The sequence below is a fragment of the Pseudomonas laurylsulfativorans genome, from assembly GCF_002906155.1.
GTDB classification, from domain to species: Bacteria; Pseudomonadota; Gammaproteobacteria; order Pseudomonadales; family Pseudomonadaceae; genus Aquipseudomonas; species Aquipseudomonas laurylsulfativorans.
Genome location: NZ_MUJK01000004.1, coordinates 179,016 through 204,848 on the forward strand (window position 1 = coordinate 179,016; position 25,833 = coordinate 204,848).

12 protein-coding genes and 1 pseudogene are annotated in these 25,833 nt (G+C 60.9%); 8 read left to right on the plus strand and 5 right to left on the minus strand.

Annotation, left to right across the window (positions count from 1 at the left end; all coding sequences use genetic code 11):
* Window positions 1-656: 656 nt before the first annotated feature.
* From B0D71_RS14790 to B0D71_RS14805, 4 genes are all read left to right on the plus strand, one after another.
* Entirely contained in the window at window positions 657-11,891 is an 11,235-nt protein-coding gene (locus B0D71_RS14790) for a peroxidase family protein (protein WP_103395420.1), read from the plus strand.
* A 170-nt stretch (window positions 11,892-12,061) separates the two neighbouring features.
* Window positions 12,062-12,637, plus strand: coding sequence for a hypothetical protein (locus B0D71_RS14795; protein ID WP_103395421.1), 576 nt, complete (start codon window positions 12,062-12,064; stop codon window positions 12,635-12,637).
* A 231-nt stretch (window positions 12,638-12,868) separates the two neighbouring features.
* Window positions 12,869-14,908, plus strand: coding sequence for an oxidoreductase (locus B0D71_RS14800; RefSeq protein WP_103395422.1), 2,040 nt, complete (start codon window positions 12,869-12,871; stop codon window positions 14,906-14,908).
* A gap of 195 nt (window positions 14,909-15,103) precedes the next feature.
* Window positions 15,104-16,030: a 1-aminocyclopropane-1-carboxylate deaminase/D-cysteine desulfhydrase gene (locus B0D71_RS14805; protein ID WP_103395423.1), complete on the plus strand. Its 927-nt coding sequence runs from the start codon at window positions 15,104-15,106 to the stop codon at window positions 16,028-16,030.
* Window positions 16,031-16,078: 48 nt separating this feature from the next.
* Here the strand turns inward: B0D71_RS14805 and B0D71_RS14810 are convergent, their stop codons facing one another.
* From B0D71_RS14810 to B0D71_RS14820, 3 genes are all read right to left on the minus strand, one after another.
* Complete coding sequence (locus B0D71_RS14810) at window positions 16,079-16,639, minus strand: cytochrome b (RefSeq protein WP_103395424.1); 561 nt, start codon at window positions 16,637-16,639, stop codon at window positions 16,079-16,081.
* A gap of 248 nt (window positions 16,640-16,887) precedes the next feature.
* On the minus strand, window positions 16,888-17,715 hold the full coding sequence (gene phnX, locus B0D71_RS14815; protein ID WP_103395425.1) for a phosphonoacetaldehyde hydrolase: 828 nt from the start codon (window positions 17,713-17,715) through the stop codon (window positions 16,888-16,890).
* Between the two features lie 162 nt (window positions 17,716-17,877).
* On the minus strand, window positions 17,878-18,987 hold the full coding sequence (locus B0D71_RS14820) for a 2-aminoethylphosphonate--pyruvate transaminase (RefSeq protein WP_103395426.1): 1,110 nt from the start codon (window positions 18,985-18,987) through the stop codon (window positions 17,878-17,880).
* 109 nt (window positions 18,988-19,096) lie between these two features.
* Between B0D71_RS14820 and B0D71_RS14825 the strand changes: the two genes are divergently transcribed.
* Window positions 19,097-19,960, plus strand: a complete 864-nt coding sequence (locus B0D71_RS14825) for a LysR substrate-binding domain-containing protein (RefSeq protein ID WP_103395427.1) — start codon at window positions 19,097-19,099, stop codon at window positions 19,958-19,960.
* Between the two features lie 119 nt (window positions 19,961-20,079).
* Here the strand turns inward: B0D71_RS14825 and B0D71_RS14830 are convergent, their stop codons facing one another.
* Window positions 20,080-20,952: a LysR family transcriptional regulator gene (locus tag B0D71_RS14830; protein ID WP_103395428.1), complete on the minus strand. Its 873-nt coding sequence runs from the start codon at window positions 20,950-20,952 to the stop codon at window positions 20,080-20,082.
* Window positions 20,953-21,220: 268 nt separating this feature from the next.
* Here B0D71_RS14830 and B0D71_RS31840 point away from each other — a divergent pair, with 268 nt between their 5' ends.
* Together B0D71_RS31840 and B0D71_RS14840 are read left to right on the plus strand one after the other, a co-directional pair.
* Window positions 21,221-22,546 (plus strand): MFS transporter, encoded by a 1,326-nt coding sequence (locus B0D71_RS31840; RefSeq protein WP_103395429.1) that lies wholly within the window; start codon window positions 21,221-21,223, stop codon window positions 22,544-22,546.
* Window positions 22,450-23,427, plus strand: a pseudogene (locus B0D71_RS14840) (FAD-dependent oxidoreductase); the annotation flags it as partial. The gene B0D71_RS31840 and the pseudogene B0D71_RS14840, both read left to right, overlap by 97 nt.
* Window positions 23,428-23,430: 3 nt before the next feature.
* Here B0D71_RS14840 and B0D71_RS14845 read toward each other — a convergent pair.
* Window positions 23,431-24,852, minus strand: a complete 1,422-nt coding sequence (locus B0D71_RS14845) for a type VI secretion system Vgr family protein (protein WP_103395430.1) — start codon at window positions 24,850-24,852, stop codon at window positions 23,431-23,433.
* A 225-nt stretch (window positions 24,853-25,077) separates the two neighbouring features.
* Between B0D71_RS14845 and B0D71_RS14850 the strand changes: the two genes are divergently transcribed.
* Window positions 25,078-25,782 carry a YebC/PmpR family DNA-binding transcriptional regulator gene (locus B0D71_RS14850; protein ID WP_103395431.1) on the plus strand — a complete coding sequence of 235 codons (705 nt, stop codon included), beginning with the start codon at window positions 25,078-25,080 and terminating at the stop codon, window positions 25,780-25,782.
* Window positions 25,783-25,833: the final 51 nt, after the last annotated feature.

Sequence of the window (25,833 nt, forward strand, 5' to 3'; positions counted from 1 at the left end):
TGCGAAAAGCCGGTTGCCCTTGTGGCGCAACAGGTAACAGTAAATGTAGTTCCTTTAACAGCTTATGCACGCGCAGGCTGGTCGCTCTGTGAATGGCGAGTCTTCCGAAATCGCTGCGTTGCTCCCTTATGCAGAAGCGTAGGTGGCGGAGAAACACTCCGAAATAACATTTCGCTCTATACCTGCACTCAACTTTCTATATGTCTTTAAAAAACAGCTAGTTGTGCACCTCAACACCAGTCGTCTGTTTTAACGACGTAATATTGACAAAGTTTTGCTATGGAACTTTAGTCTTAGTTATCGGGGGGCCCGCCCGCCTGAAGCTTGCCATCGCTTTGGCAATGCAAGGCGCGGTGATTCTCCCGGGAGGAGCAGAACATGTTGATCATTTCGTTCTTTTGCAGAGTGAAGGGGCTTACCAGCAAGTTTGCCTTTACCTCCTGTTTCCATGGCCCGCCCAGGGCGCGAACCCGCTCTGCCTGATCGCGCGGCGAGCAATCCATTACGCGAATTCCAGGCGCGTATCCCGAGTTCCGGGTAACGCCAGCTCTCGCTAAAAAACAAAACCAACAAACTGCACAAGCCAGCACTTGACTTGGCGCGGAAGGATCTTCTCGTCCCGCGCCTTTACCCAGACAGATCGAGGGCAATCCAAAATGGCCAATTTCAACAAGTCGGACCTGGAGTTCATCCTCAAGCAAATCTTTATCGCCGAAGCGAATGCCGACGGCGCCAGCCTCAGTGATTTGCTACCCAACAGTCAGGTGCCATTCGGTCTGCGTACCGTCGATGGCAGCCTCAACAACCTGGTCACCGGCCAGAGCGAGTTTGGTGCCGCGGACAACGCTTTCCCGCGCCTGCTTGAACCTTCGTTCCTGCCGGACTATGTCGGGACAGGGACGGTGGTCGACCCGCAACCACGGATTATCAGTAACCTGATAGTCGACCAGACCGCCAACAACCCGGCGGCCTATGCCTCAGCTTTTGACCCCGGCCTGGACGGAGTGCTCAACTTCGGCGTGGTAGGCGCGGGTAATGACGACGTACTCAAGGATGGCGTAGAGATAGTCGCCAGCCCCGGTCTGGATGGGGTGTTCGGCACGGCCGATGACAAGGATGTGTTCTTCTTTCCCAACCAATCGGCGGACGCCGGCCTGACCGCTGGCTTCAACTCGTGGATGACCTTCTTCGGCCAGTTCTTCGACCACGGTCTCGACCTGGTCACCAAGAGCGCCACCGACATCGTGTTCATTCCGCTGCAACCGGACGATCCGTTGTTCGTACCGGGCAGCCCGACCAACTTCATGGTGCTGTCGCGTGCTGTGCGTACCGCCGGCGCAGACGGAGTAGTCGGCACGGCCGATGATGGCCAGACCAATACCACCTCGCCGTTCGTCGACCAAAGCCAGACCTATAGCTCGCACCCCTCGCATCAGGTGTTCCTGCGCGAGTACGTCCTCAACGCGGCAGGTGACCCTGTTGCAACGGGGAACCTGATTACCAACCGCGATCTCGGTGCCGATGGCATCTTCGGCACTGCCGATGATGGCGCCGGTGATGGCATGGCGACCTGGGCAGTGGTCAAGGCCCAGGCCCGTGACATTCTCGGCATCAACCTGACCGACGCCGATGTGCACAACGTGCCGTTGCTGGCAACCGATGCCTACGGCAACTTCATCCGCGGGCCTAACGGCATGCCGCAGGTGGTGATTCGCGTCAGCAACGGTGCCGACGGCATCGCCGGCACGGCTGATGACGTTACTCAACTGGTCGAAGGCAACCGGGCAGCTCCAATCAGCCTGGCCAATGCCGTGAGCACTGGGCATGCCTTCCTCGACGACATCGCGCACAATGCCGCGCCGGTCGTCGTCGGCGGGGTTCTGCAGGCGGATGGCGACGCCCTTGTCGGCAATGCTCAGCCCGTTGGTCCGACTGGCAACAACCTGACCTATGACAACGAACTGCTCGACGCCCACTACATTGCCGGCGACGGCCGGGCCAACGAGAACATCGGCCTGACTACCGTGCACCATGTGTTCCACTCCGAGCACAACCGTCTGGTCCAGCAATCCAAGGACACCATCCTTGCCTCCGGCGACCTGGCCTTCCTCAATCAGTGGCTGGCTGACGACGTGACCGCGATTCCGACTACACCTGCCGGTATCGCGGCATTGGTGTGGGACGGTGAACGCCTGTTCCAGGCCGCCAAGTTCGGCACCGAGATGCAGTACCAGCACCTGGTGTTCGAAGAGTTCGCGCGGACCGTTCAGCCGCAGGTCGATGAATTCCTTGCGCCCAACGGCTACGACACCTCGATCAACCCGGCGATCCTCGCCGAGTTCGCCCACGTGGTGTACCGCTTCGGTCACTCGATGTTGACCGAGACCGTTGATCGCTTCGACCCTGCGTTCAATCCGCTGCTCACTGACCCGAATAATCCGGACTCGCAACTGGGGCTGATCGCGGCCTTCCTCAACCCGCTGGCGTTCGCCGGCAGCGGGGCGACCGCTGACGAAGCGGCAGGGGCGATCATTCGTGGTGTGACCCGCCAACTCGGCAACGAGATTGACGAGTTCGTCACTGAAGCCTTGCGCAACAACCTGCTCGGTCTGCCGCTCGATTTGCCGGCCCTGAACCTGGCGCGTGGTCGCGACACTGGCATCCCTACATTGAATGAAGCGCGTCGTGATATGTACGCGTCCACCGGCGACAGCCAACTGAAGCCGTACATCAGTTGGGCTGACCTGGTGGACCACCTCAAGCACCCCGAGTCGCTGGTCAACTTCATCGCGGCCTATGGCACCCATGGCACGATCACGTCGGCAACCACGCTGGCAGAGAAACGCGCAGCAGCCCTGGCGCTGGTATTCGGTGGCGCAGGTTCGCCTGCCGACCGCCTGGACTTCCTCAATAGCACCGGTGCCTGGGCCAACGTAACGCAGGTCGGTGCGGATGGGGTACTGGGTACCGCAGACGACGTGACGGGTGTGACGATCACCGGGCTCGACGATGTCGACTTCTGGGTCGGTGGCCTCGCCGAACAGAAAATGCCGTTCGGCGGCATGCTCGGCTCGACCTTCAACTTCGTGTTTGAAACCCAGATGGAGGCGTTGCAGAACGGCGACCGTTTCTACTACCTGTCGCGTGTCGCGGGCCTGAACTTCGGCACTGAGCTTGAGAACAACTCCTTTGCCAAGTTGATCATGCTCAACAGCGATGTCACCCACCTGTCCAATACCGTGTTCCAGACGCCGACCTTCACCCTCGAGGTGAATCAGGCGAATCAGTTCACCGGCCTGGGCGCGGACGGCCGTGCCGATCCGACCGGCGGCATCATGATCAACGGCGTGGAAGTCGTGGCGCTGGTGATTCGCGACAACCCTGACACCGTAGGTCCGGACGCCAATTACCTGCAGTACACCGGTGAAGATCATGTCGTCATGGGCGGCACTGCCGGCAATGACATCATCATTTCCGGTGAAGGCGATGACACCCTTTACGGCGACGGCGGCAACGACCGCCTCGAAGGTGGCGCGGGGAACGATGCGGTACTGGGCGGCGCGGGTGATGACATCATCAGCGACTCGTTCGGTGACAACCGTCTGGAAGGTAATGCCGGTAACGATGTGATCATCGCCGGCAGCATGGCGGCTTTAGGCAACCTGATCCTGGGTGGCGATGGCCAGGACTTCATCATCACCACCGAAGACATCAGTACCACCTTCGGCGGCCAGGGTGACGACTTCATCCTCGGTGCCAAGACCAACCTGCCACCGACCGGTAACGAAGGTGATGACTGGATCGAGAAGGGCACCCAGGACGGTGCGCCAGGCGATAACTTCTCGCCGCTGCTCAATGACGACATCATCGGCAACGATATCTTTGTCGGTGGCGGTGGCTTCGACGAAATGATCGGCGAGGGTGGCGATGACATCTTTGTCGGCAGCGATGCCCAGGACAAGATGGACGGCATGTCCGGCTTCGACTGGATCACCTACAAGAACGACAGGATTGGTGTGACCGCTGACCTGAGCCTGGCCGCGCTGGCGCAGCCACACGGCAACGCGCCAAACCAGAACGCCGGGGTGTTCAATCCGGTCGGCGCCTCGCCGGCCTCGATACTCGACCGTTTTGCCGAGGTCGAGGGTTTGTCCGGTTCGAGCTTCGGCGACGTGCTCAAAGGCGATGATGTCGATGCCGACACCATCATCAACCACGGTGGTGCCACGGGCAGTGCACTGACCAATGTCGCGTTGATCCGCGGACTGGATCAGTTCCTGGCCGATGCCGGCTTGCCGGTTACCGGCTTTGCCACTGGCAACATCATCCTTGGCGGCGATGGCAGTGACCTGATCGAAGGCCGCGGTGGTGACGACCTGATCGACGGTGACAAATGGATCAACGTCAGGATTGCCGTTTATGCCCCTGGCGACGTTAACCATACGGGCCCTGAGGTCGCCTCCTTCGACAGCATGGTCGATATGATCCCGTTCATGATCGACGGTACCATTAACCCCGGTCAGCTCAAGGCCGTGCGGGAAATCATGCCGGGTACCTCGACGGGCGGGGCGGCGTTCGACACCGCCATTTACTCCGGGGTTGCCTCCGAGTATACGGTTACCGTTGATGACCGCGGCACGGTCGATCTGGCGGACGATGTCTATACGGTGACAGATAGCGTAGCGGGCCGCGACGGCACCGATACCCTGCTGCATATCGAACGCCTGCAGTTCGCCGATACCCAGCAGGTGTTGGTGGATGGGCTCAATGCCCAACCGACTGGCCGTCCGGCTGTCATCGATGGCAACGGCGGTGCGATAGTCGTGGGCGACACGCTGACGGTCAACGTGAACGCGTTGCGCGATGCCGACAACATCACGGCGGGTAATCCGCTGGGCTTGATCAACAGTTCGGTTTCCTACTACTGGCAGTTCGAGGCAACTCCAGGCAGCGGCGTTTTCGAGGACATCATCCTCTTGCCGGCTGGCGACCTGGCGTTCCAGAGTGCCGACGGCACCACGTTCAAGGTCTCTCCCGACCTTGCCGGGCTGTCGTTGCGGGTCAAGGCGATCTACCAGGATGCTCATGGCACGACTGAAGTAGCGTTCTCGCAGCCGACTGCCGTAGTAGCACCCGGCGCGCCGGTCGTACCGACGGCGCCAGTACCGGTAGTCGATGCCACCGCCGGTGGCGCGGGCCTGCACATGGTCCGCTCCGACCTCAACTTCATTCTTGACCAGATCAAGATTGCCGAGGCTGATGCGGCCGGTCAGGACATCCTCTCGCTGATCCCGAACATCCGCGCGCCGTTGGGTCTGCGTACGGTCGACGGATCGAACAACAACCTGTTGAACCTCAACGGCAACAATCACACCGAGTTTGGTGCCGCCGATAACCTCTTCCCGCGCGTGAGCGATCCGGTCTTCAATCCGGCGGAAGGGGGAACGTCGTATACGCAGAACAGCGGCCTTGTGATTGACTCGCAGCCGCGCACCATCAGTAACCTGATCGTCGACCAGACGGCGAACAACCCGGCGGCCTATGCCACGGCTTTCGACCCGGGTGCGGACGGTGTGCTCAACTTCGGCTTGGCGGGTAATGATGACGTGCTCAAGGATGGCGTAACGATCGTTGCCAGCCCCGGGCTGGATGGACAGTTCGGTACTGCCGATGACAAGGATGTGTACCTGTTCGAGAACACCACGGCAGACGCGGGATTGTCCGCGCCATTCAACTCCTGGATGACTTTCTTCGGGCAGTTCTTCGATCATGGTCTGGACCTGGTGACCAAAGGTGGTTCGGGCACCGTCTTCATTCCGCTTCAGCCGGATGATCCACTCTTTGTCCCAGGTAGCCCGACGAACTTCATGGTTCTGACCCGTGCGACCAACCAACCAGGGGCGGATGGCGTTCTTGGCACGGCCGACGACATCCATGAGCACACCAACACCACCTCGCCGTTCGTGGACCAGAACCAGACCTATAGCTCGCACCCGTCGCATCAGGTGTTCCTGCGCGGTTATGAACTTACTGGCAGTGGCCCCGAAGCGACAGGCCGGTTGATCACTAACCGTGACCTGGGGGCGGATGGCACGTTTGGCACCGCTGACGACGTTGAAATCGGTGGTATGGCAACCTGGAAGGTGGTCAAGGCCCAGGCACGCGACGTGCTCGGCATCAATCTGACCGACGCCGATATCGACAGCGGCCCGCTGCTGGCGACTGACGCCTATGGCAACTTCATCAAGGGGCCGAACGGCTTCCCGCAGGTTGTCATTCGTGTCAACAACGGGGCGGATGGCATTGCCGGCACCGCCGATGACGTCACTACGCTTGTCGAAGGCAATCCGGCCAGTCCGGTCAGCCTCGTCAACGCGGTGCGCACCGGCCATGCCTTCCTCAACGACATCGCCCACAACGCCGTGCCGGTGGTTGTCGGCGGGGTTCTGCAGGCAGATGCCGACGCCGATGTCGGCAATGCGCAGCCCGTTGGCCCAGGCGGTAACAACACGACCTATGACAACGAACTGCTCGACGCTCACTACATCGCTGGCGACGGCCGGGTCAATGAGAACATCGGCCTGACCGCGGTGCATGCGATCTTCCACTCCGAGCACAACCGCCTGGTCCAGCAGACCAAGGACACCGTGCTCGATTCGGGTGACGTGGCCTTCCTCAACGAGTGGCTGCTCAATCCGGTGGTTGCGTTGCCAACCACCCAGGCTGAGTTCGATGCGCTGCAGTGGAATGGCGAGCGCTTGTTCCAGGCTGCCAAGTTCGGCACCGAGATGCAGTATCAGCACCTGGTGTTCGAGGAGTTTGCGCGGACCATCCAGCCCAACATCGACCTGTTCTTCGCACCGACCCAGGTCTATGACGTCGACCTCGATCCTTCGATCGTCGCCGAGTTCGCCCACACCGTGTACCGGTTTGGCCACTCGATGCTGACCGAGACTGTCGATCGCTACGATATCGACTTCAACGTGGTGGGCGATCCGAGCAGTGCCAATCCCGATCAGCAACTGGGCTTGATCGCGGCGTTCCTCAACCCGTTGGCGTACGCCGCCAGTGGCGTATCACCAGAGGATGCGACCAGTGCGATCATCCGTGGGGTGACCCGGCAAGCCGGTAACGAAATCGATGAGTTCGTCACCGAGGCGCTGCGCAATAACCTGCTCGGCCTGCCGCTCGACCTGCCGGCGATCAACATCGCCCGTGGCCGCGACGTGGGGATTCCTTCACTCAACGCGTTCCGCCGCGACATCTACAGCCAAACCGGTGACACCCAACTCAAGCCGTACAACAGCTGGGTCGACCTGGTGCAGCACCTCAAGCATCCAGAGTCGTTGATCAACTTCATCGCGGCCTACGGTACGCACACCTCGATCACGTCGGCGACCACGATGGATGCCAAACGCGATGCAGCCATGGCGCTGGTCTTCGGTGGTGTGGGGGCGCCGGCTGACCGCCTGGACTTCCTCAACAGCACCGGTGCCTTTGCCAACGTGACGCTGCCCGGCAGGGATGGGGTGGCGGGCACTGCCGATGACCTGAGAAATGTCACGATTACCGGCGTCGATGCCATCGATATGTGGATTGGCGGCCTTGCCGAACAGAAAACGCCGTTCGGCGGCATGCTCGGCTCGACCTTCAACTTCGTGTTCGAGAACCAGCTGGAAAAACTGCAGGACGGCGATCGCTTCTACTACTTGGAGCGTACCTCTGGCCTGTCGATGAATGCCGAACTTGAAAGCAACTCGTTCGCCAAGCTGATCATGGCCAACACCTCGGCCACGCACTTGCCGGGCCTGGTGTTCTCGGACCCTGGCTTCTACCTGGAAGTGGACCAGGGCAGGCAGTTCAACGAAGGCCTGGTCTCCGTCGATCCGCTCGGCGCGAATGGCGAGCAGGTGGTGTTCCGCGACAACCCGCTGACCGTGGGGGCAGACACCAACTACATCCGCTACACCGGTGACGAACACATCGTGCTGGGTGGTACCGACAACGCCGACATCCTCATTTCCAGCGAAGGCGATGACACTGTCTGGGGTGATGGCGGCAACGACCGCATCGACGGCGGTGACGGCAACGACCAACTGCGTGGCGGCGCTGGCGACGACATCATCACCGACACTGGCGGCGACGATAACATCCAGGGTGGCGACGGCAACGACGTGTTGCACGGAGGCAATGGCGTCAACCTGATCATTGGCGGGTTCGGCAGCGACTTCATCGTGACCGGTGAGGACGCCTCCGAAGCCATTGCTGGCCAGGGCAACGACTTCATCCTGGGCAGCAAGGCCAACGAACAGGACATGGGTAACGAAGGCGACGACTGGATCGAGAAGGGCACCTCGGACGGTGCACCTGGCGACAACTTCGACCCGCTCGGCAACGACCCTGTGATCGGCCACGACGTATACATCGGCGGCAACGAGAACGATAAGTTCAACGGCGAAGGCGGCGACGACATCATGGTCGGCAGTCTCGGCTTTGGTGACCGCTATATCGGCGGCTCGGGTTATGACTGGGCGACCTTCAAGGATCTCGCCCAAGGCGTGAGCATCGATTTCAGCGACCGCTTCTTCGATGTGCCACCGATGCCGGGTTCGGGCGCTTCGGCGTTGGTGCGTTTCGACATCATGGAAGGCCTGTCGGGTTCAACGCACGGTGACTTCCTGCGTGGTGATAGCGAAGATGCGACATCGCTACCTACCGCGGGTGCAACCGGCAGTGTGCTGACCAACATCAGCCTGATCGACGGTCTGGCGGGCTTGCTGCCAGCCGGTGCGACGTTCTTCGACGGTGGCAACATCATCCTCGGTGGCAGCGGCAGCGACCTCATCGAAGGTCGCGGCGGTGACGACATCATCGATGGTGACAAGTGGCTGAACGTACGCATCAGCGTGCGGGCGAACGCTGATGGTACCGGCGCGGAAATCGCCAGTTTCAACAGCATGGAGCCGCTGGTACCGTTCATGCTCAACGGCACTTACAACCCGGGCCAACTGGTCATCGTGCGGGAGATCCTGACCGGCACTGACAACTTCGACACTGCGGTGTATTCCGGTAATGCGTCGGAGTACAGCGTCACCCTCGACGGCAATGCCGTCATCGTGACCGACCTGGTGGCGGGCCGTGATGGCGTCGATCGCCTGACAGGCATCGAGCGCCTGCAGTTCTCTGACCAGGCGCAGGCGACCGGAGTCGGCACCGCTGTGAACAGCGGACCTGTGGGTCGTCTGGCGATCCTCGACGCTACCAGCGGTGCGCGTGAGGATACGCCTGTCGCCGGCCAGCTGCTGCGCGTCAGCGATCAGTCGATCCGCGATCTGGACAGCGTGAGTGCGACCAATGCGACCGGTGCGGTTACCGGTGCGGTGTCTTACTACTGGCAGGTCGAAAACGTCGCCGGTTCAGGCATCTATGAAGACATCACCTTTATCGCCGCCGGCGAGGCATCGCGGGCGATCGGTACCACCTATCTGGTGGCGGATGATGTCGCCGGTCTGAACATCCGTGTTCGGGCGGTATATCAGGATGGCAATGGCACGCTGGAGTTTGTCTCCTCGTCGGCCAACAACACACCGACGGCAGGGCCGACCATTACCGGGCTTGCGACGCAGAACCAGGTGTTGACCGCAGATCCGTCGAGCATCATTGATGTCGATGGCCTGAGCAATCCGCAGTTCACCTTCCAATGGCAGGTGACCAACGGGGTCACTTTCGTCAACATCGCCGGCGCCACCGGTAGCACGCTCACGCTTGGCCAGGCTCAGGTCGGCAACCAGGTGCGTGTGGTGGTCAGTTACGTGGATGACTTCGGTGTCGCTGAAAGCGTTCCGTCCGACGCCACGGCGCCGGTGGTCAATGTCAACGATGCGCCAACAGGTGCGTTGCTGATCAGCGATACGACACCGACTCAAGGGCAGGTGCTGACCGCGCAGACGGCCGGGATTGCCGATCCAGACGGATTGGGCACATTCAGCTACCAATGGCAGCAAGGTACCGGGACTACCTTCACCAATATCGCTGGCGCGACTGGCGTGAACTTCACCCCGGGTGCGGCGCAGATCAACCAGCAAATCCGGGTGATCGCGCGCTACACCGATGGCTTCGGCACGCTGGAGTCGGTGACCTCGGCGGCGACGGCGCTGGTCGTGCTGCTGGGTGCGGTGCAAACGGGTGACGCCCTGGCGAACACCCTCCTAGGTACCGCAGGTAGCGATGTGCTGTTTGGCCTGGGCGGCAACGATACGCTCATAGGCCTGGGCGGTGTCGACCAGCTGTTTGGCGGCATCGGCGACGACAATCTCAGTGGCGGAGACGGCAACGACTTCATCAATGGCGAGGACGGCAACGACTTCCTCAATGGCGGTGCGGGTAATGACCAGATGCTGGGCGGAACCGGCAACGACACCTACCGCGTCGACTCAGCCGGGGACGTGCTGACCGAGTTGACGGGTGAGGGGGCGGACTCCGTACAGACCACGCTGGCCAGCTTCACACTGGGCGCCAATATGGAGCATCTGCTCTACCTCGGCGCCGCCAACTTCACCGGTAACGGCAACGCGCTGAGCAACGTCATCACCGGCGGGACGGGTAATGACACCCTCAACGGCGGTGACGGCAACGATACATTGATGGGGGGTGCCGGTAACGACGTCCTCACCGGTGGTACGGGTAATGACGCGATGGTCGGCGGAGCCGGCAACGATACCTTCCGCGTCGATGCAGCCGGGGATCTGGTGGTCGAGGCGGCGGGTGAGGGTTCTGATTCCGTACAGACAACGCTGGCCAGTTACACACTGGGCGCCAATGTCGAGAATCTGCTCTACACCGGAACCGGCAACTTCACCGGCAACGGCAACGCGTTGAATAACGTCATGACCGGCGGGGTGGGTAATGACACCCTCAACGGCGGTGACGGCAACGACACCTTGCTCGGTGGAACCGGCAACGACGTCATCACCGGCGGTGCCGGCAATGACCGGATGGTCGGTGGAGTCGGCAACGACACCTTCCGCGTCGATTCGAGCGGAGACCTGGTGGTCGAGACGGCGGGTGAGGGTGCGGACTCCGTACAAACGACGCTAAACAGTTACACGCTGGGCGCCAATGTCGAGCACATGCTCTTCAACGGAGCCGGCAACTTCACCGGCACCGGCAACGCGTTGAACAACATCATTACCGCTGGAGCCGGTAATGACACGCTCAACGGCGGTGACGGCAACGACACCTTGCTGGGTGGCCTGGGCAACGACGTCGTCAATGGCGGTGCAGGGGCTGACCGGCTGGAAGGCGGAGTCGGCAATGATACCTACATCGTCGACTCTGCCGCGGACGGGGTGATCGAGTTGGCGGGTAACGGTGAGGACTCCATCCAGACCTCGCTGTCCAGCTACACACTGGGCGCCGATGCCGAGCATCTGCTCTACACCGGAGTCGGCAACTTCGTCGGTACCGGCAACGCGTCGAACAACGTCATCACCGGTGGGGTGGGTAACGACAACCTCAACGGTGCTGGCGGTAACGACACAATGCTCGGTGGCGCAGGCAACGACATCATCGATGGCGGTGCCGGCAACGACAGTATTGCGGGTGGTGCCGGCAACGACACGATGAATGCCAGCAGTGGCGACGATGTCTTCGTGTTCGCAGCGGGCTTCGGCAACGATCGGATCATCGGCTTTGATGCCAACGCGGCGGGAGGCCAGGATCTGCTCAATTTCGTCGGGCTCAACATCACGGCGGCGACATTCAACACGAGTGTCAACATCGTCGATCAGGGTGCGGATTTGTTGCTCAACTTCGGAGCCGGTTCCATCACCCTGGTAGGAGTGGGCGATCCGAACACCATCTCGGCCACAGACTTCATTCTGGCCTCTTGATGTTCTGACAGGCACTGTCGCAAGGAGCGTGGACCACGGAGGGGAGGGCATGGATGCCCTCCCTTTCTTCTTCCACTTGGTTTTCCGGGTGCCAGCAGCGTACTGGAGCTCGACAAAGCAGGCTGGAACCGAGCTGCGAAATCAAAAAATGAAAAAGGGGAAATTCGGCCGTGAACATTTCAGCCACCTGCCTCTTGATCAGCCTGTTGGCTTCGGTTGCGGCTTCTGCCATCGGAGCTGCTTCGGTGTTCGATCTGGACTTCACCCGATCGGCCCTGGAAACCCTGAAAAAACTGGATATCTACGACGCTTGCATAATCTCCGCTTCAAGTCCTGCCGTGTTTACCTTCTGCCGAAAAGGATCGTCGACGCTCTGGAGGTATCAGGCGCTGGATCTGGAGCAACAGGCGGCGATCCAGATTGGGCACAAGCGGTCTTCGACCGACTATCAACGAATTACCATCGTGCAACTCAACAGCGTTGCTTGCGAGCAGGATCACCTTGCAGCATTGGCGAAACCGGCTATCAGGCGTGGACTTGTGCTTGGCCTGATCACTCTGTTTTTGTTGGTCGGTCTTGGATATACCTACCGGGCAGTCCGGTATGGCTACTATGTCCAGGCCGGTCTTTCGAAGCCCGATGTACAGCAATCCAGCGAATTTCAGTTACCGCAAAACTCAACTGTCATGGCGTTGGTCGCGTGGGGTATGGCGGCCGTTACGGCATTTGTCTACTTCGGCTTTTGAGTTTGGCCGCAGATAGCCGATGTTACCGTCAGCGATCCAGACCTCCATTCCTACATGTTCAAGTAACGTTGTTCATCGCCTGACTGTTTCGCAGGGGCTGCTCATTTCGATCATTAAGTTGTCATTTACAGTCATTGAGCGACGGCGACGCGACTCTTAGTCTGTCGAACATGACTGATGGGGGCCGTAGAGCTCCTGCACTTTCCGTGATCGCTCGATGTGGAGTTACCGATGACCGCCGCTCAATACCCGCACCTGTTGGCTCCGCTGGACCTGGGTTTCACTACGCTGCGCAATCGCACCCTGATGGGGTCGATGCACACTGGCCTTGAAGAGAAACCGGGTGGGTTCGAGCGCATGGCCGCCTACTTCGCCGAGCGCGCCCGTGGCGGTGTCGGCCTGATGGTCACCGGTGGTATCGGCCCGAACGATGAAGGCGGCGTATATTCCGGCGCGGCCAAGCTGACGACTGAAGAGGAAGCGCTGAAACACCGCATCGTCACCCGTGCCGTGCACGATGCCGGTGGCAAGATCTGCATGCAGATCCTCCACGCCGGTCGTTATGCCTACAGCCCGAAACAGGTCGCGCCAAGTGCGATTCAGGCACCGATCAACCCGTTCAAGCCCAGGGAGCTGGACGAGGAAGGCATCGAAAAGCAGATCAGCGATTTCGTCACCTGCTCGGCTCTGGCACAAACCGCCGAGTACGACGGCGTGGAAATCATGGGCTCCGAAGGTTATTTCATTAACCAGTTCCTTGCCGCCCACACCAACCACCGTACCGACCGCTGGGGCGGCAGCTATGAAAACCGCATGCGCCTGCCGGTGGAGATCGTCCGTCGCGTGCGTGAGGCGGTTGGCCCGAACTTCATCATCATTTTCCGTCTGTCGATGCTCGACCTGGTCGAAGGCGGCAGCACCTGGGAAGAAATCGTTCAACTGGCCAAGGCCATCGAGCAGGCCGGCGCGACGATCATCAACACCGGTATCGGCTGGCACGAAGCGCGGATTCCGACCATCGCCACCAAAGTTCCGCGTGCAGCGTTCAGCAAGGTCACGGCCAAGCTGCGGGGTTCGGTCAATATTCCGCTGATCACCACCAACCGCATCAACACGCCGGAAGTGGCCGAGCAGATTCTCGCCGAGGGCGATGCCGACATGGTGTCCATGGCGCGGCCGTTCCTCGCCGACCCGGATTTCGTCAACAAGGCCGCTGCAGGACGCGCCGATGAAATCAACACCTGCATCGGTTGCAACCAGGCCTGCCTCGATCACACCTTCGGCGGCAAACTGACCAGTTGCCTGGTCAACCCGCGTGCCTGCCACGAAACCGAACTCAATTACCTGCCCGTGCAGCAGCTGAAGAAAATCGCCGTGGTCGGTGCCGGCCCTGCCGGTTTGTCCGCCGCGACCGTGGCCGCCGAGCGTGGTCATCAGGTGACGCTGTTCGATTCGGCCAGCGAAATCGGCGGTCAGTTCAACATCGCCAAGCGGGTGCCGGGCAAGGAAGAGTTCTACGAAACCATTCGCTACTTCAACCGCAAGCTGCAGACCACCAACGTCGAGGTGTGCCTGAACACCCGCGTCGACGTGGCCACGCTGGTCGAGGGCGGCTACGACGAGATCATTCTGGCCACTGGCATTGCGCCGCGCGTGCCGGCCATTGCGGGGGTGGAACACGCCAAAGTGCTGAGCTACCTGGATGTGATCCTGGAACGCAAGCCGGTCGGCAAGCGTGTCGCGGTGATCGGTGCCGGTGGTATCGGTTTCGACGTCTCCGAGTTCCTTGTGCATGAAGGCGTCGCTACCAGTCAGGATCGTGCTGCGTTCTGGAAAGAGTGGGGCATCGATACCCACCTTGAAGCACGCGGTGGTGTCGCCGGTATCAAGGCCGCGCCCCACGCGCCGGCTCGCGAGGTGTTCCTGCTGCAACGCAAGAAGTCCAAGGTCGGTGACGGCCTGGGCAAGACCACCGGCTGGATTCATCGAACCGGCCTGAAGAACAAGCAGGTACAGATGCTCAACAGCGTTGAATACCTGAAGATCGACGACGAAGGCCTACACATCCGCATTGGCGAAACCGGCGAACCGCAGCTGCTACCTGTGGACAACATCGTGATTTGCGCCGGGCAGGATCCGCTGCGTGAATTGCATGACGACCTGGTGGCGGCGGGGCAGAACGTACACCTGATCGGTGGCGCGGATGTCGCGGCTGAGCTGGATGCCAAGCGGGCGATCAACCAGGGTTCGCGGTTGGCGGCGCAGTTGTAATTCACGTCTGACAGTAAACCTGTGGCGAGGGAGCTTGCTCCCGCTGGGCTGCGAAGCGGCCCCAAATCGGTAGGCTCGGTACATCAGAAGTATCGGGTGTTCCGGGTTTGCGACTGCTGCGCAGTCGAGCGGGAGCAAGCTCCCTCGCCACAAAGGTGCTGCTAAGATGCTGGATCACTCCAATGATCCGGCATCATGCTTTCTCCTCCTGACAACTGGCTTCCTCAAGTCCCCCTCGAACCCCTTCACCTCGACTGGCTCGCTCACGCTGGCATCGAGTTGGCGATCCTGCGCCTGGACCAGATCGACCCGCTGATCAGCGGTAACAAATGGTTCAAGCTCATCGAACACCTGAGGAACGCCGACCGCGTTGGTGCCGAAGGCATCATCAGCCTGGGTGGCGCGCATTCCAATCACCTCCACGCGCTGGCAGCGGCGGGCAAACGTTTGGGCTTTTCGACTGTCGGCCTGTTGCGCGGACATCCTCAGGAAACCCCGACGGTCAAAGACTTGCAGGCGTTCGGCATGCAGTTGCACTGGCTGGGTTACGCAGGCTATCGAGCAAGGCATGAAGCCGGTTTCTGGCAACCCTGGCAGACCCGCTACCCGACGTTGCATCCGGTGCCTGAAGGGGGAGGTGGTTGGCCTGGCGCCCTGGGTTGCATGCAGTTTCGGGCCGCTGTTTGCGCGCAATTGCAGGGCTTGGGTTGGAGCGACTACGACGGCTGGTGGCTGGCCTGCGGAACGGGCACGACGCTGGCCGGCCTGGTGCTGGCCGAGGCAGGGGATCATCCGGTGTACGGTGCCCTGGCGGTGCCAGGCGATCATGGGGTGGCGCAGCAGGTCGAGACGATCGTGCAGCAGGCCGCTATCGCCGATCCGGTTTATGAACTGTTCGACGCCAGCCGGGGCGGTTTTGCCAAAGTCGATCCTCTGTTGCTCGAATTCATCGAAAAGACCGAGCAGGCCAGCGGTATTCCCCTGGAGCCGCTGTACACCGGCAAAGCGCTGCTGGCACTCAAGCAGCAAGTCGAAGCGGGAAAGTTTGCCCGTGGCACGCGGCTGATCTTCGTTCATACCGGCGGCTTGCAGGGGCGACGGGGATTCAGCCCACAAATCTGAAGCACACATGCAATCTCATGCAGGAGCGAGCAGGTTTTGCCAGTGCCCTCAGGTGTCGCGGTTTACGCTTTTGGGCATCATCCGCAGCAAGGTGTTATCGCCTACCACGTAATGGTGATACAGCGCGGCCACGGCATGCAGGCCGATCAGCCAATAGCCGATGGTGCCGCCGAGCTCGTGCCAGTCCTGGAGTTGTTTGCCCAGTTCCTTGTTTTCCGCTATTGGCATCGGCAGGTCGAAACCGTAGAACATCACCTGATTGCCTTTGGCGCTGGTGACCAGCCACCCGAGAATGGGCGTTGCGATCATGAACATGTACAGCGCCCAGTGCATCAGCCTGGCCAGCGTCGTTTGCCATCGCGGCGAGGCCGGGAAGACCTGTGGCGCCGGGCCGAGACTGCGTGCGAACAAGCGCAGCCAGACCAGAACGAATACGGTCAGGCCGAGCATGAAGTGGGATTCGACGATCAGTGTGCGCCCGCCACTGCCCTTGGGAAACATCCCGCGAAACTCGATACAGGCGTAAACCAGTGCCAGCAGGACCAGCATCAACCAATGCAGCGCTATCGATACGGTGCTGTAGCGCGACTCGGAGTTTTTCCACGGCATAGGGTGTTCCTCAGCGGTCCGGTTTAAAGCCACCGTTCTTGGCCGACGGTGTGCTTTAACTGTAAGCCGGATTCACCGGGTTTGCCTGAGTGGATCGATAGTTGGATGCTCGAATACACAGAAAAAAAACCTGTAGGAGCGAGCCTGCTCGCGATGGTCGTCAACGATGACGCTGGCAGCCTGACACCCAGCGGTGTCCTGAAGTTCATCGCGAGCAGGCTCGCTCCTACAGGGGGGGTGTTGAGTTTTTAGCTCGATTGCGGCATTTCGCCGTTGGCCAGGCGCTTGTTGATGTCGGCGATCACTTCCGGCAGATCGGTGATGGTGTCGATCATGTAGTGCGGACGCGAACCTTCGAACATCCCGTGGATGCGCTTGCGCTCGCTGTCCAGTTGGTCGCTGCCCAGAGCGCGATAACCCTCGTAGTCCAGGCCCAGGGCGTTGCCGGAGCAGATCAGCGCAACGGTCCACATGCCGGCGCGGCGACCTTCGAGGATGCCCGGTACGGTGTCATCGATCTTCACGCACGCGGCGACATCGTCGATGCCCAGGGCGATGACATTGGCCAGTGCCTGGGCAGGCCATGGACGACCATTCGGCACTTCGTCAGTGGCGACCACGTGATCAGCCACGTAACCGTTGGTGGCCGCCAGTTCGACCACTTTGTCCATGACCTGCTTCGGGTAACCGGAGCAGGAGCCAATCTTGATTCCTTGCTGGCGCAAGTTGGCGATGGTCTCCAGCGCACCCGGAATCAGCGCCGAGTGTTCGGCGATTTTTTCGATCTGCAGCGGCATGAAACGCTGGTAGATGGCGGTCACGTCATCGTCGGTCGGCGTGCGGCCGAATACTTTGCGATAACGCTCGGCAACTTCCGGCAGATCGCACAGGGTGCGGATGTGGTCCCACTTGCCCATGCCCATCGGGCCACGGGCCTCTTCGATGGACACCTGTACGTCGAACTCGGCGAAGGCTTCGACGAAAATCTGCGTCGGGGCAAAGGAGCCGAAGTCGACCACGGTGCCAGCCCAGTCGAGGATGGCGGCTTGCAGTTTGGTTGGGTTGGAGTAGTTCATGGTGATCTGAATCCTGTAATAACTGGCTATTGGAGAGCAGCTTTACTGTAGGAGCGAGCTTGCTCGCGATGGTCTTTCATTCAACGAGTGCCGTCTGGTCGGGCCTCATCGTCGGAACGCCGCCCGGAGCAAGCTCGCTCTTACAGGGGAATGCGGTGTTGGTTAGATCTCTAAAACTTCCATCTCGCGCAGCACTTCAGCAATGGCCGCCACCGCTTCGCGCATCTCGGCCGGTTGCACATGACCGATGCAGCCGACGCGGAAGGTTTCGACCTGGGTCAGTTTGCCGGGGTAGAGGATGTAGCCCTTGGCCTTGACCCGCTCGTAGAACTCCTTGAACTGGTAGCGCGGATCTTTCGGGGCGTGAAAGGTGGCGATGATCGGAGCCTGAATGGCCGCTGGCAGGAAGCTGCGCAGCCCCAGCTTGCCCATCTCTTCCATCAATGCCTGGCAGTTGGCGGCGTAGCGTTCGTGCCGCGCCGGCAAACCACCTTCTTCGTTGTATTGCAGCAGGGCTTCGTGCAGTGCGGCGACCACATGGGTCGGCGGGGTGAAGCGCCACTGGCCGGTCTTGGTCATGTAGGCGTGCTGGTCCTGCAAGTCCATGGCCAACGAGTGCGAATGACCGGCGGCGCTGGCCAGAGATTCTTTGCGGGCGAAGACAAAGCCCATGCCCGGCACACCTTCCAGGCATTTGCCCGAGGCGGCGATCAGGGCGTCGAAGGGCACTTGTTGAGCGTCCACTGGCAGGGCCCCGAAGGAGCTCATGGCGTCGATGATCAGGCGCTTGCCGTGTTGCGCAACGACCTGGGCAATCTCTGGCAGCGGATTGAGGATGCCGGTGCTGGTTTCACAGTGGATCAGGGCGACGTGGGTGATGCCGGTGTCGGCACGCAGCAGTCGGTCAACGTCGGCGGCGGTGGTCGGCTCGTCTTCGGCGGTTTCGAAGGTGCTGAAGGAGCGGCCCAGCACTTCGCAGATTTTCGCCAGGCGCTTGCCGTAGGCACCGTTGATCAGTACCAGAACCTTGCCATCGCGAGGCACCAGCGTGCCGATCGCTGCCTCGACCGCGAAGGTGCCGCTGCCTTGCAGGGGCACGCAGTGGTGGGTGGCGGCGCCGTTGATGATCGCCAGCAGTTGCTCGCAGAGGCTGGCGGTCAGTTGATTGAAACGGTCATCCCATGAACCCCAGTCGACCATCATCGCCTGACGGGTACGGGCCGAAGTGGTCAATGGGCCGGGGGTGAGCAGGATGGGTTCGGCAGTACTCATTCTCGTGTCCTCGCAATCGATGGGATGAAGCTATGGGGCTTAAATTGCAATTTGCCGTGCTATCAATCAAATTGTTTGTTGTTATGCCAACCATCAGTGAGGGTTATTCATGAACCTGTTTCAGCTGCGCGCCTTCGATGCCGTGGCCCGGGAGGGCAGCTTTACCCGGGCGGCGGCGCGGCTGTTCATCAGCCAGCCGGCGGTTACCGGGCACATCAAGGCCCTGGAGGAGCACTACCAGATCACCTTGCTGCGCCGCACCGCTCGACGGGTGGAACTGACGGAGGAAGGCACCAAACTGGCGGCCATCACCCGGGCGATGTTCGGCCTGGCCGAGGAGGCGCAGGTGATGCTCGAAGCCAACCGGCAATTGCTGACCGGGCGTCTGGAGGTGGCGGCGGACGGTCCGCACATGGTCATGCCGATGCTTGCCAGCCTGCGCGCGCGCTATCCGGGGATCACAGTGAACCTGCGGCTGGGCAACGCCCAGGAAACCCTGGCGGCGCTGCTGTCCGAACATGCCGACGTGGCGGTGCTGACCGAGGTCGAGCCGCGCAAGGGCTTGCATCTGCAGGCGCTGAACGAGTCACGGATTTGTGCACTGGTGCCCGAGGGCCATCCTTGGGCGCAGAAGACCAAAGGTGTGCAGCTCAAGGAGCTGGATCAGGTGATCATGGTGCTGCGCGAACCAAGTTCGATTACTCGGCGCACCTTCGATGAGGCTTGCGCCCAGGCCAGGGTCATTCCACGGGTGTTGCTGGAACTGGACAGCCGCGAAGCGGTGACCGAGGCGGTGGCCGCCGAACTGGGGGTGGGGGTGGTGTCTTCGGTGGAGGTCAGCCACGACCCGCGAGTGGCGGCGGTGCCGATCATTGGCGAGGGGTTGGTGAACCGGCACATGATCGGGTGCATGGAGCGGCGCAGGGATTTGCGCTTGATCCAGGCGTTTTTTGGGTTGGCGCCCGTCAGGTAGACCGAGTTGCCTGAATCGCGAGCAAGCTTGCTCCCACAGGTATCGGGTCGTACACAAAATCAGCGAGCGAGCATAAATCCCTGTGGGAGCAAGCTTGCTCGCGATAGCGTCGAACCTGCCTACACCAGACTCTCGCGCACCATCTCAAGAAACGTCGCCACCATCCGCCGCGAACTCTGTTCGCGCAGGCACACCAGGGTTTCAGTCAGCCTGCGTTTGCAATCGGTAATCGGCAGTGCGCAAACCCGGGAGTCCGCACCAAACTCGGCGGCCGAGACCACGCCCACACCAATCCCCACCACCACTGCCTCACGCGCTGCCTCGCGACCTTCAACCTGAATCGCCGGGCGGATACGAAACCCGGCACCGGCCATTTCCTCTTCCAGCGTCTGCCTTGTCACCGAACCGATTTCTCGCAACACCAGTGGCGTGTCGTCGAGGTCCGCGAGGGTGATGGATTCGCGGTCGGCCCACGGGTGATTGCGCGACACGAACGCGACCATCGGGTCGTTGCGCAGGGGCAGGGAGATCAGGCGTTCATCGCTGACGTCACGGCCCAGTAACGCCAGGTCGGCCTGATAGTTGAACAGTCGAAACAGCGACTCATCGGTGTTGCCGGTTTCGATCTTCACGCTGATGCCGGGGTAGCGTTCGCAGAAGCGGGCAATCTGCGGCAGCACATGCACCGGCGCGTCCACCGCCAGAATCAGGCTGCCAGTCTGTAAGGCCTGGGAATCCTGCAACAACTCCTGGGCTTCGGCCTCAATCACAAAAAGCCGCTGGGTGACGCTCAGCAGGCGTTCGCCCAGATCGGTCAGGCGCACCGAGCGTTTGTTGCGGTGAAACAGCAGAACGCCATAACGCTCTTCGAGTTTGCGCACCTGGTCGGAAATCGCCGGCTGCGTCAGAAAAAGCCGCTCGGCGGCTTTGGTAAAGCTTCCATGCACCGCCACGGCATGGAAGGCTTTGAGCTGGGCGTGGGAAACCGACACGGGAATCTCCAGTAACAAGCTGAGCTTATTTTGGAAATACGATAAATCGATTTCAATTATTAATCAGTAATTGTTTTGATTCATCTCAGCCCCGGTGACTGGTCAGTCGAACAGCAGCGGGTGCCATGAGTCTGTGCGTGCAACTACAGGACTCATCTGACCGGAATCACCCACAGGGACAAGGTGATTTCGCAGTGCTCAACAATAAAAACACAGGCGTTTTCTTCCAATTCTGCCGGCACACTCACACCCTGAGGTCAGAACCACAATGAACAAGCACATTGGCACCATCAAGCGTTGGCGCGTGCAGATCTTCGCGATTACCTGGCTCGCCTACGCCGCTTTCTACTTCACCCGCAAAGCGTTCTCGGTCGCCAAACTCGGTATTGGCGAAGACCCGACCTTCATGCTCGATAAAATGGCCATGGCCAACCTCGACGCCATCTACCTGACGGCCTACGCCGTCGGCCAATTCACCTGGGGCATCCTCGCCGACCGCTTCGGCCCGCGGGTGGTCGTGCTGGGCGGGTTGCTGATTTCCGCTGGCGCGGCGCTGGTGATGGGCAACTTTGCAACGTTACCGATTTTCGCTACCTGCATGCTGATACAAGGGCTGGCGCAGTCCACCGGTTGGTCGGGATTGTGCAAGAACCTCGGCAGTTTCTTTCCCTCCGAGCAGCGCGGGCGGGTATTGGGCCTGTGGAGTTCCTGCTATGCCTTTGGTGGTCTGGTAGCTTCGCCATTTGCCGGTTGGTGGGCGTACACGCTCATCGGCAGTTGGCATGCGGCGTTTGTTTCCAGTGCGGCGGTGGTTGGGCTGGTCGCCGTGCTGTTTTTTATTTTCCAACGCAACAAACCGGAGGACGTCGGCTTGCCGGCGGTGGAGCCGGAACCTGAGCTGACCGCCGAACAAGCTGACGCGCAAAGCAAAATCAGCATGTGGGAGCCGTTGAAGGAAATCCTGCGCAACCGCACCGTGCTGGTATTGGGATTGGCGTACTTCATGCTCAAACCGGCGCGCTACGCGATTCTGCTGTGGGGACCGGTGATTGTCTTCGAGCAGATGCCTTCGGTGGGCAAGGTCGGTGCGGCGATCATTCCGACCGCCTTTGAACTGGCGGGATTGCTCGGGCCGATCCTGATTGGCCTGGCCTCGGACAAACTGTTCGGCGCCCGGCGCATGCCGGCCTGCGTGATCAGCCTATTGGCGCTGACCGTGTCCCTGGCGTTTTTCATGGGCGCCCTGCATACCGGCAGCGTGCTGCTGGTGGTGGCGCTGCTGTTTGTCATGGGCCTGACCCTCTACGGACCGGACTCAATGATCAGCGGCGCTGCGGCCATCGACTTCGGCACCGCCAAGGCCGGCGCCACGGCAGCCGGTTTCGTCAACGGCTGCGGCTCGGTCGGGGCGATTCTTGGCGGCCTGCTACCGGGTTATTTCGACACCGTTACCGTGTTCATTGTCTTCGCCGTCTGCGCCATGTTCTCAGCGCTGGTGCTGGTCCCGCACTGGAACAGTCGTCCCGGTGGCCTGAAAACCAACTACCCCTTCGTGCCCAATCGGGCGATGAACATCAAACCCCTGCGCACCTGAATCCTGTCCCGCGTCGCCTGCTGCGCCTGCGGCAGGCTCCGGGCAAACTGGTGCGTGGTCTGCGCCGGGTCGCCCTGCAACTGGGCGTGCGAATTCACGAAAACACCGCGATGACCGGGCTGGAAGAGGGCAAGCCGGTGGGCATTCAAACCCCCAACGGCACCGTCCGCGCCGACCGCGTGGTGCTGGCGATGAATGCCTGGATGGCTCGTGCCTTCCCTCAGTTCGAACGCAGTGTGGCGATCATTTCCAGCGACATGCTGATCACCGAACCCCGCCCGGACCTGCTCAATGAAATCGGCTTGACCAGCGGCGTCTCGGTGCTCGACTCGCGGATTTTCGTGCACTACTACCACAACACCCCGGACGGCCGGATCATGCTGGGCAAGGGCGGCAATACCTTCGCTTACGGTGGACGCATGCTGCCGGTGTTCGATCAGCCTTCGCCTTATGCCGGTTTGTTGCAGAACAGCCTGGCGGATTTCTTCCCGGCGTTTGCCGACGTCAAGGTTGAAGCGACCTGGAATGGTCCGTCGGACCGTTCGGTGACCGGGTTGCCTTTTTTCGGACAGATGAGCGCCAGTGGCAATGTGTTCTACGGTTTCGGCTACTCCGGCAGCGGTGTCGGACCCTGTCATATGGGCGGGCAGATTCTGGCGTCGATGGTCCAGGGCCTGGACAACCCCTGGACCCGTTCGCCGCTGATCAATGGCCCGCTGGGGTTTTTCCCGCCGGAGCCGATTCGCTACCTCGGCTCGCTGATGGTGCGCAATGCCATCCGCCGCAAGGAACGCGCGGAGGATCACGGGCGTCGGCCACGGCATCTGGACGTGCGCCTGGCGAAGTTCGCTGCCGCCGCCGGTAAGGCTGACAAGGGCTGAGCGTCAGGGCGCAAGCTCCGAGCGGGTGAGCAGCCAGTCGAACAGCAGGCGGGTATCGCCACGGGGCTCGCGCGGGCGAGGACGATGAGGTTTTGGCCGGGGGCCCAGAGCCGCACAGAGCACCGGACGATCCGGGTCACTGTCGAGGAAAATCACCAGTACCTCACTGCCGGCCACGGGCAAACGGGACGGATCGATCCAGTCCTCGGCGGTGGTCAGTGCCAGCGGTAGCCACAGGCTGTTGGCCCCCTCTGCGGCTGACGGTGTGGCGGGCCAGAGGTTCACCTGAACCCTACCGTCCTCGTCCACCGTCGCCGATTGCCCTACCGGGCCGCACACTCGACCGGGCTGATACCCGGGGATACTCGGCCGGGGTTGTTTCAGCGCTGGCCTGAACACCGTCGACCAAGGGATGGCGCTGAATTGATTGCGGTAACCCGGGGCCATGTCAGGTGTGTCATCGAGCAGAATGGATGATTGATGGCCCTGATGGTGGATTTCGGTAACCAGCCATTGATCATTGAAATTCGCCAGCGGGTGCTCAGCCACCTGCACGATCCGGCCGCATCGTAATGCTCCGTGATTGCTTTGACCGTGGATCTGCAGGTGCCGGCAACGCAGGCGTTCCAGTTGTCGCCGGCCGAGCTGGTCACGATGTTGCTGTTCCCGAACGGGAACCTCTCTCGCCATGGCGAACGAGTGATTGGCTGCGCCGTCGCCGATGTCCGCTGCACCAGGATTCCTCGCACCTGGGCGCACAGGGGAGAGCCAAGCGTCATGGCGCTGGAACAGTTCGCTGATCACCGGCTCCTGGTGTTCGCCGAGGGCGCTGCTGCTCATCGACATGAGCAGCGGTTCCTGGGGAAAACTCAGGCTGTCATCGGCCAGCACCAGCACATGGCCGTCGCGTTGATGCTCGAAGTGGTAGTGGATGCCTTCTTCCTCGCACAGCCGTTGCAGCAACGCCAGGTCGGTTTCATCGTACTGAATGCAAAAAGGCCGCAGGGGATAGTGCCCGGTTGTCAGTTCAAAGCGATAACTGCTGGCGGGCAATCCATGTTCCTCGAACAATTGGCGCAGGATCATGGGCACGCTGGCACGCTGGAGAACTCGTCGGCGAAGCTGCTGTTCCAGCGCCTGGACACGGGGCACCAGCACCAGTTTGTAAGCGACCCGGTGCGCGCTTCGATGTTCGCAACCGGCGCTCTCCAGCACGCCATGAATGCCTTGGTCGTGACCAAATTCGAGGAACGCTGGCTGGTGCAGCAGTCGTTCAAGATTGAGGGCCGGTGCCAGCCCGATGACCTCAATGTCGAATCGATAGGGCTGGTTGAGTGCTTCATGACCGCTGAACCGGACCACCTGGAAACTCAGGTCGTCGTCGAGAAGCGTCAGGGTGGTGGGACTTTCCTTGTCGTTGTGCATCGAACACGCTGCTGCCGTGGAATAGGGTGCAAAGCGTACGAAACCCCAGTGCATTGCGGGCACGCTAAAGCGACATTTCCGAATTGCCCTACAACCGCTGGTGAAGATGTCGATGCAAGTCGGGAATTTTTGGTCGATTGCCAACTTTAGGCCGTATAAACTTGCGCAAAGCGTCGGCCAATAGATGTCTCGGCGCCACAGATGCCACAGATAAGAGAGTGAGAAATGGGCGCACAGTGGAAGGTTAAACACAAAGAAGCGGCAGCCAATGCCAAGGGCAAGATCTTCGGCAAACTGGTGAAAGAAATCACCATTGCTGCGCGCAACGGCGCCGATATTTCCACCAACGCGCATTTGCGCCTGGTGGTTGAACAGGCCAAGAAAGCTTCGATGCCCAAGGAAACACTGGATCGCGCCATCAAGAAGGGTGCGGGTCTGTTGGGCGAGACCGTGCAATACCATCGCGTGACCTATGAAGGCTTCGCACCGCATCAAGTGCCATTGATCGTTGAGTGCGTGACGGACAACATCAACCGCACCGTCGCCGAGATCCGCGTGGCGTTCCGCAAGGGCCAACTGGGCGCTTCCGGTTCCGTGGCCTGGGACTTCAACCATGTCGGCATGATCGAAGCGTCGCCGGACACCCCGGACGCCGATCCGGAAATGGCTGCCATCGAAGCCGGTGCACAGGATTTCGAACCGGGTGAAGAGGGTGCAACCCTGTTCCTGACCGAGCCGACCGACCTCGACGCGGTACAGAAAGCCCTGCCCGAACAAGGCTTCACCGTGCTGTCGGCCAAGCTGGGCTACCAGCCGAAGAACCCGGTTAGCGGCCTGAGCGATGAGCAGATGGCGGAAGTCGAAGCGTTCCTCGAAGGCCTCGATAACCACGACGACGTGCAGGATATGTTTGTTGGGTTGGCGGGTTGATCGAACTGGCTTTGATCTGACTTGTGGCGAGGGGCCTTGCCCCCGTTGGAC

Coding starts and splice junctions, on each gene's coding strand:
- B0D71_RS14790 (WP_103395420.1), top strand. CDS start 657: ATGGCCAATTTCAACAAGTCGGACCTGGAGTTCATCCTCAAGCAAATC.
- B0D71_RS14800 (WP_103395422.1), top strand. CDS start 12,869: ATGACCGCCGCTCAATACCCGCACCTGTTGGCTCCGCTGGACCTGGGT.
- B0D71_RS14805 (WP_103395423.1), top strand. CDS start 15,104: ATGCTTTCTCCTCCTGACAACTGGCTTCCTCAAGTCCCCCTCGAACCC.
- B0D71_RS14810 (WP_103395424.1), bottom strand. CDS start 16,639: ATGCCGTGGAAAAACTCCGAGTCGCGCTACAGCACCGTATCGATAGCG.
- phnX (WP_103395425.1), bottom strand. CDS start 17,715: ATGAACTACTCCAACCCAACCAAACTGCAAGCCGCCATCCTCGACTGG.
- B0D71_RS14820 (WP_103395426.1), bottom strand. CDS start 18,987: ATGAGTACTGCCGAACCCATCCTGCTCACCCCCGGCCCATTGACCACT.
- B0D71_RS14825 (WP_103395427.1), top strand. CDS start 19,097: ATGAACCTGTTTCAGCTGCGCGCCTTCGATGCCGTGGCCCGGGAGGGC.
- B0D71_RS31840 (WP_103395429.1), top strand. CDS start 21,221: ATGAACAAGCACATTGGCACCATCAAGCGTTGGCGCGTGCAGATCTTC.
- B0D71_RS14845 (WP_103395430.1), bottom strand. CDS start 24,852: ATGCACAACGACAAGGAAAGTCCCACCACCCTGACGCTTCTCGACGAC.
- B0D71_RS14850 (WP_103395431.1), top strand. CDS start 25,078: ATGGGCGCACAGTGGAAGGTTAAACACAAAGAAGCGGCAGCCAATGCC.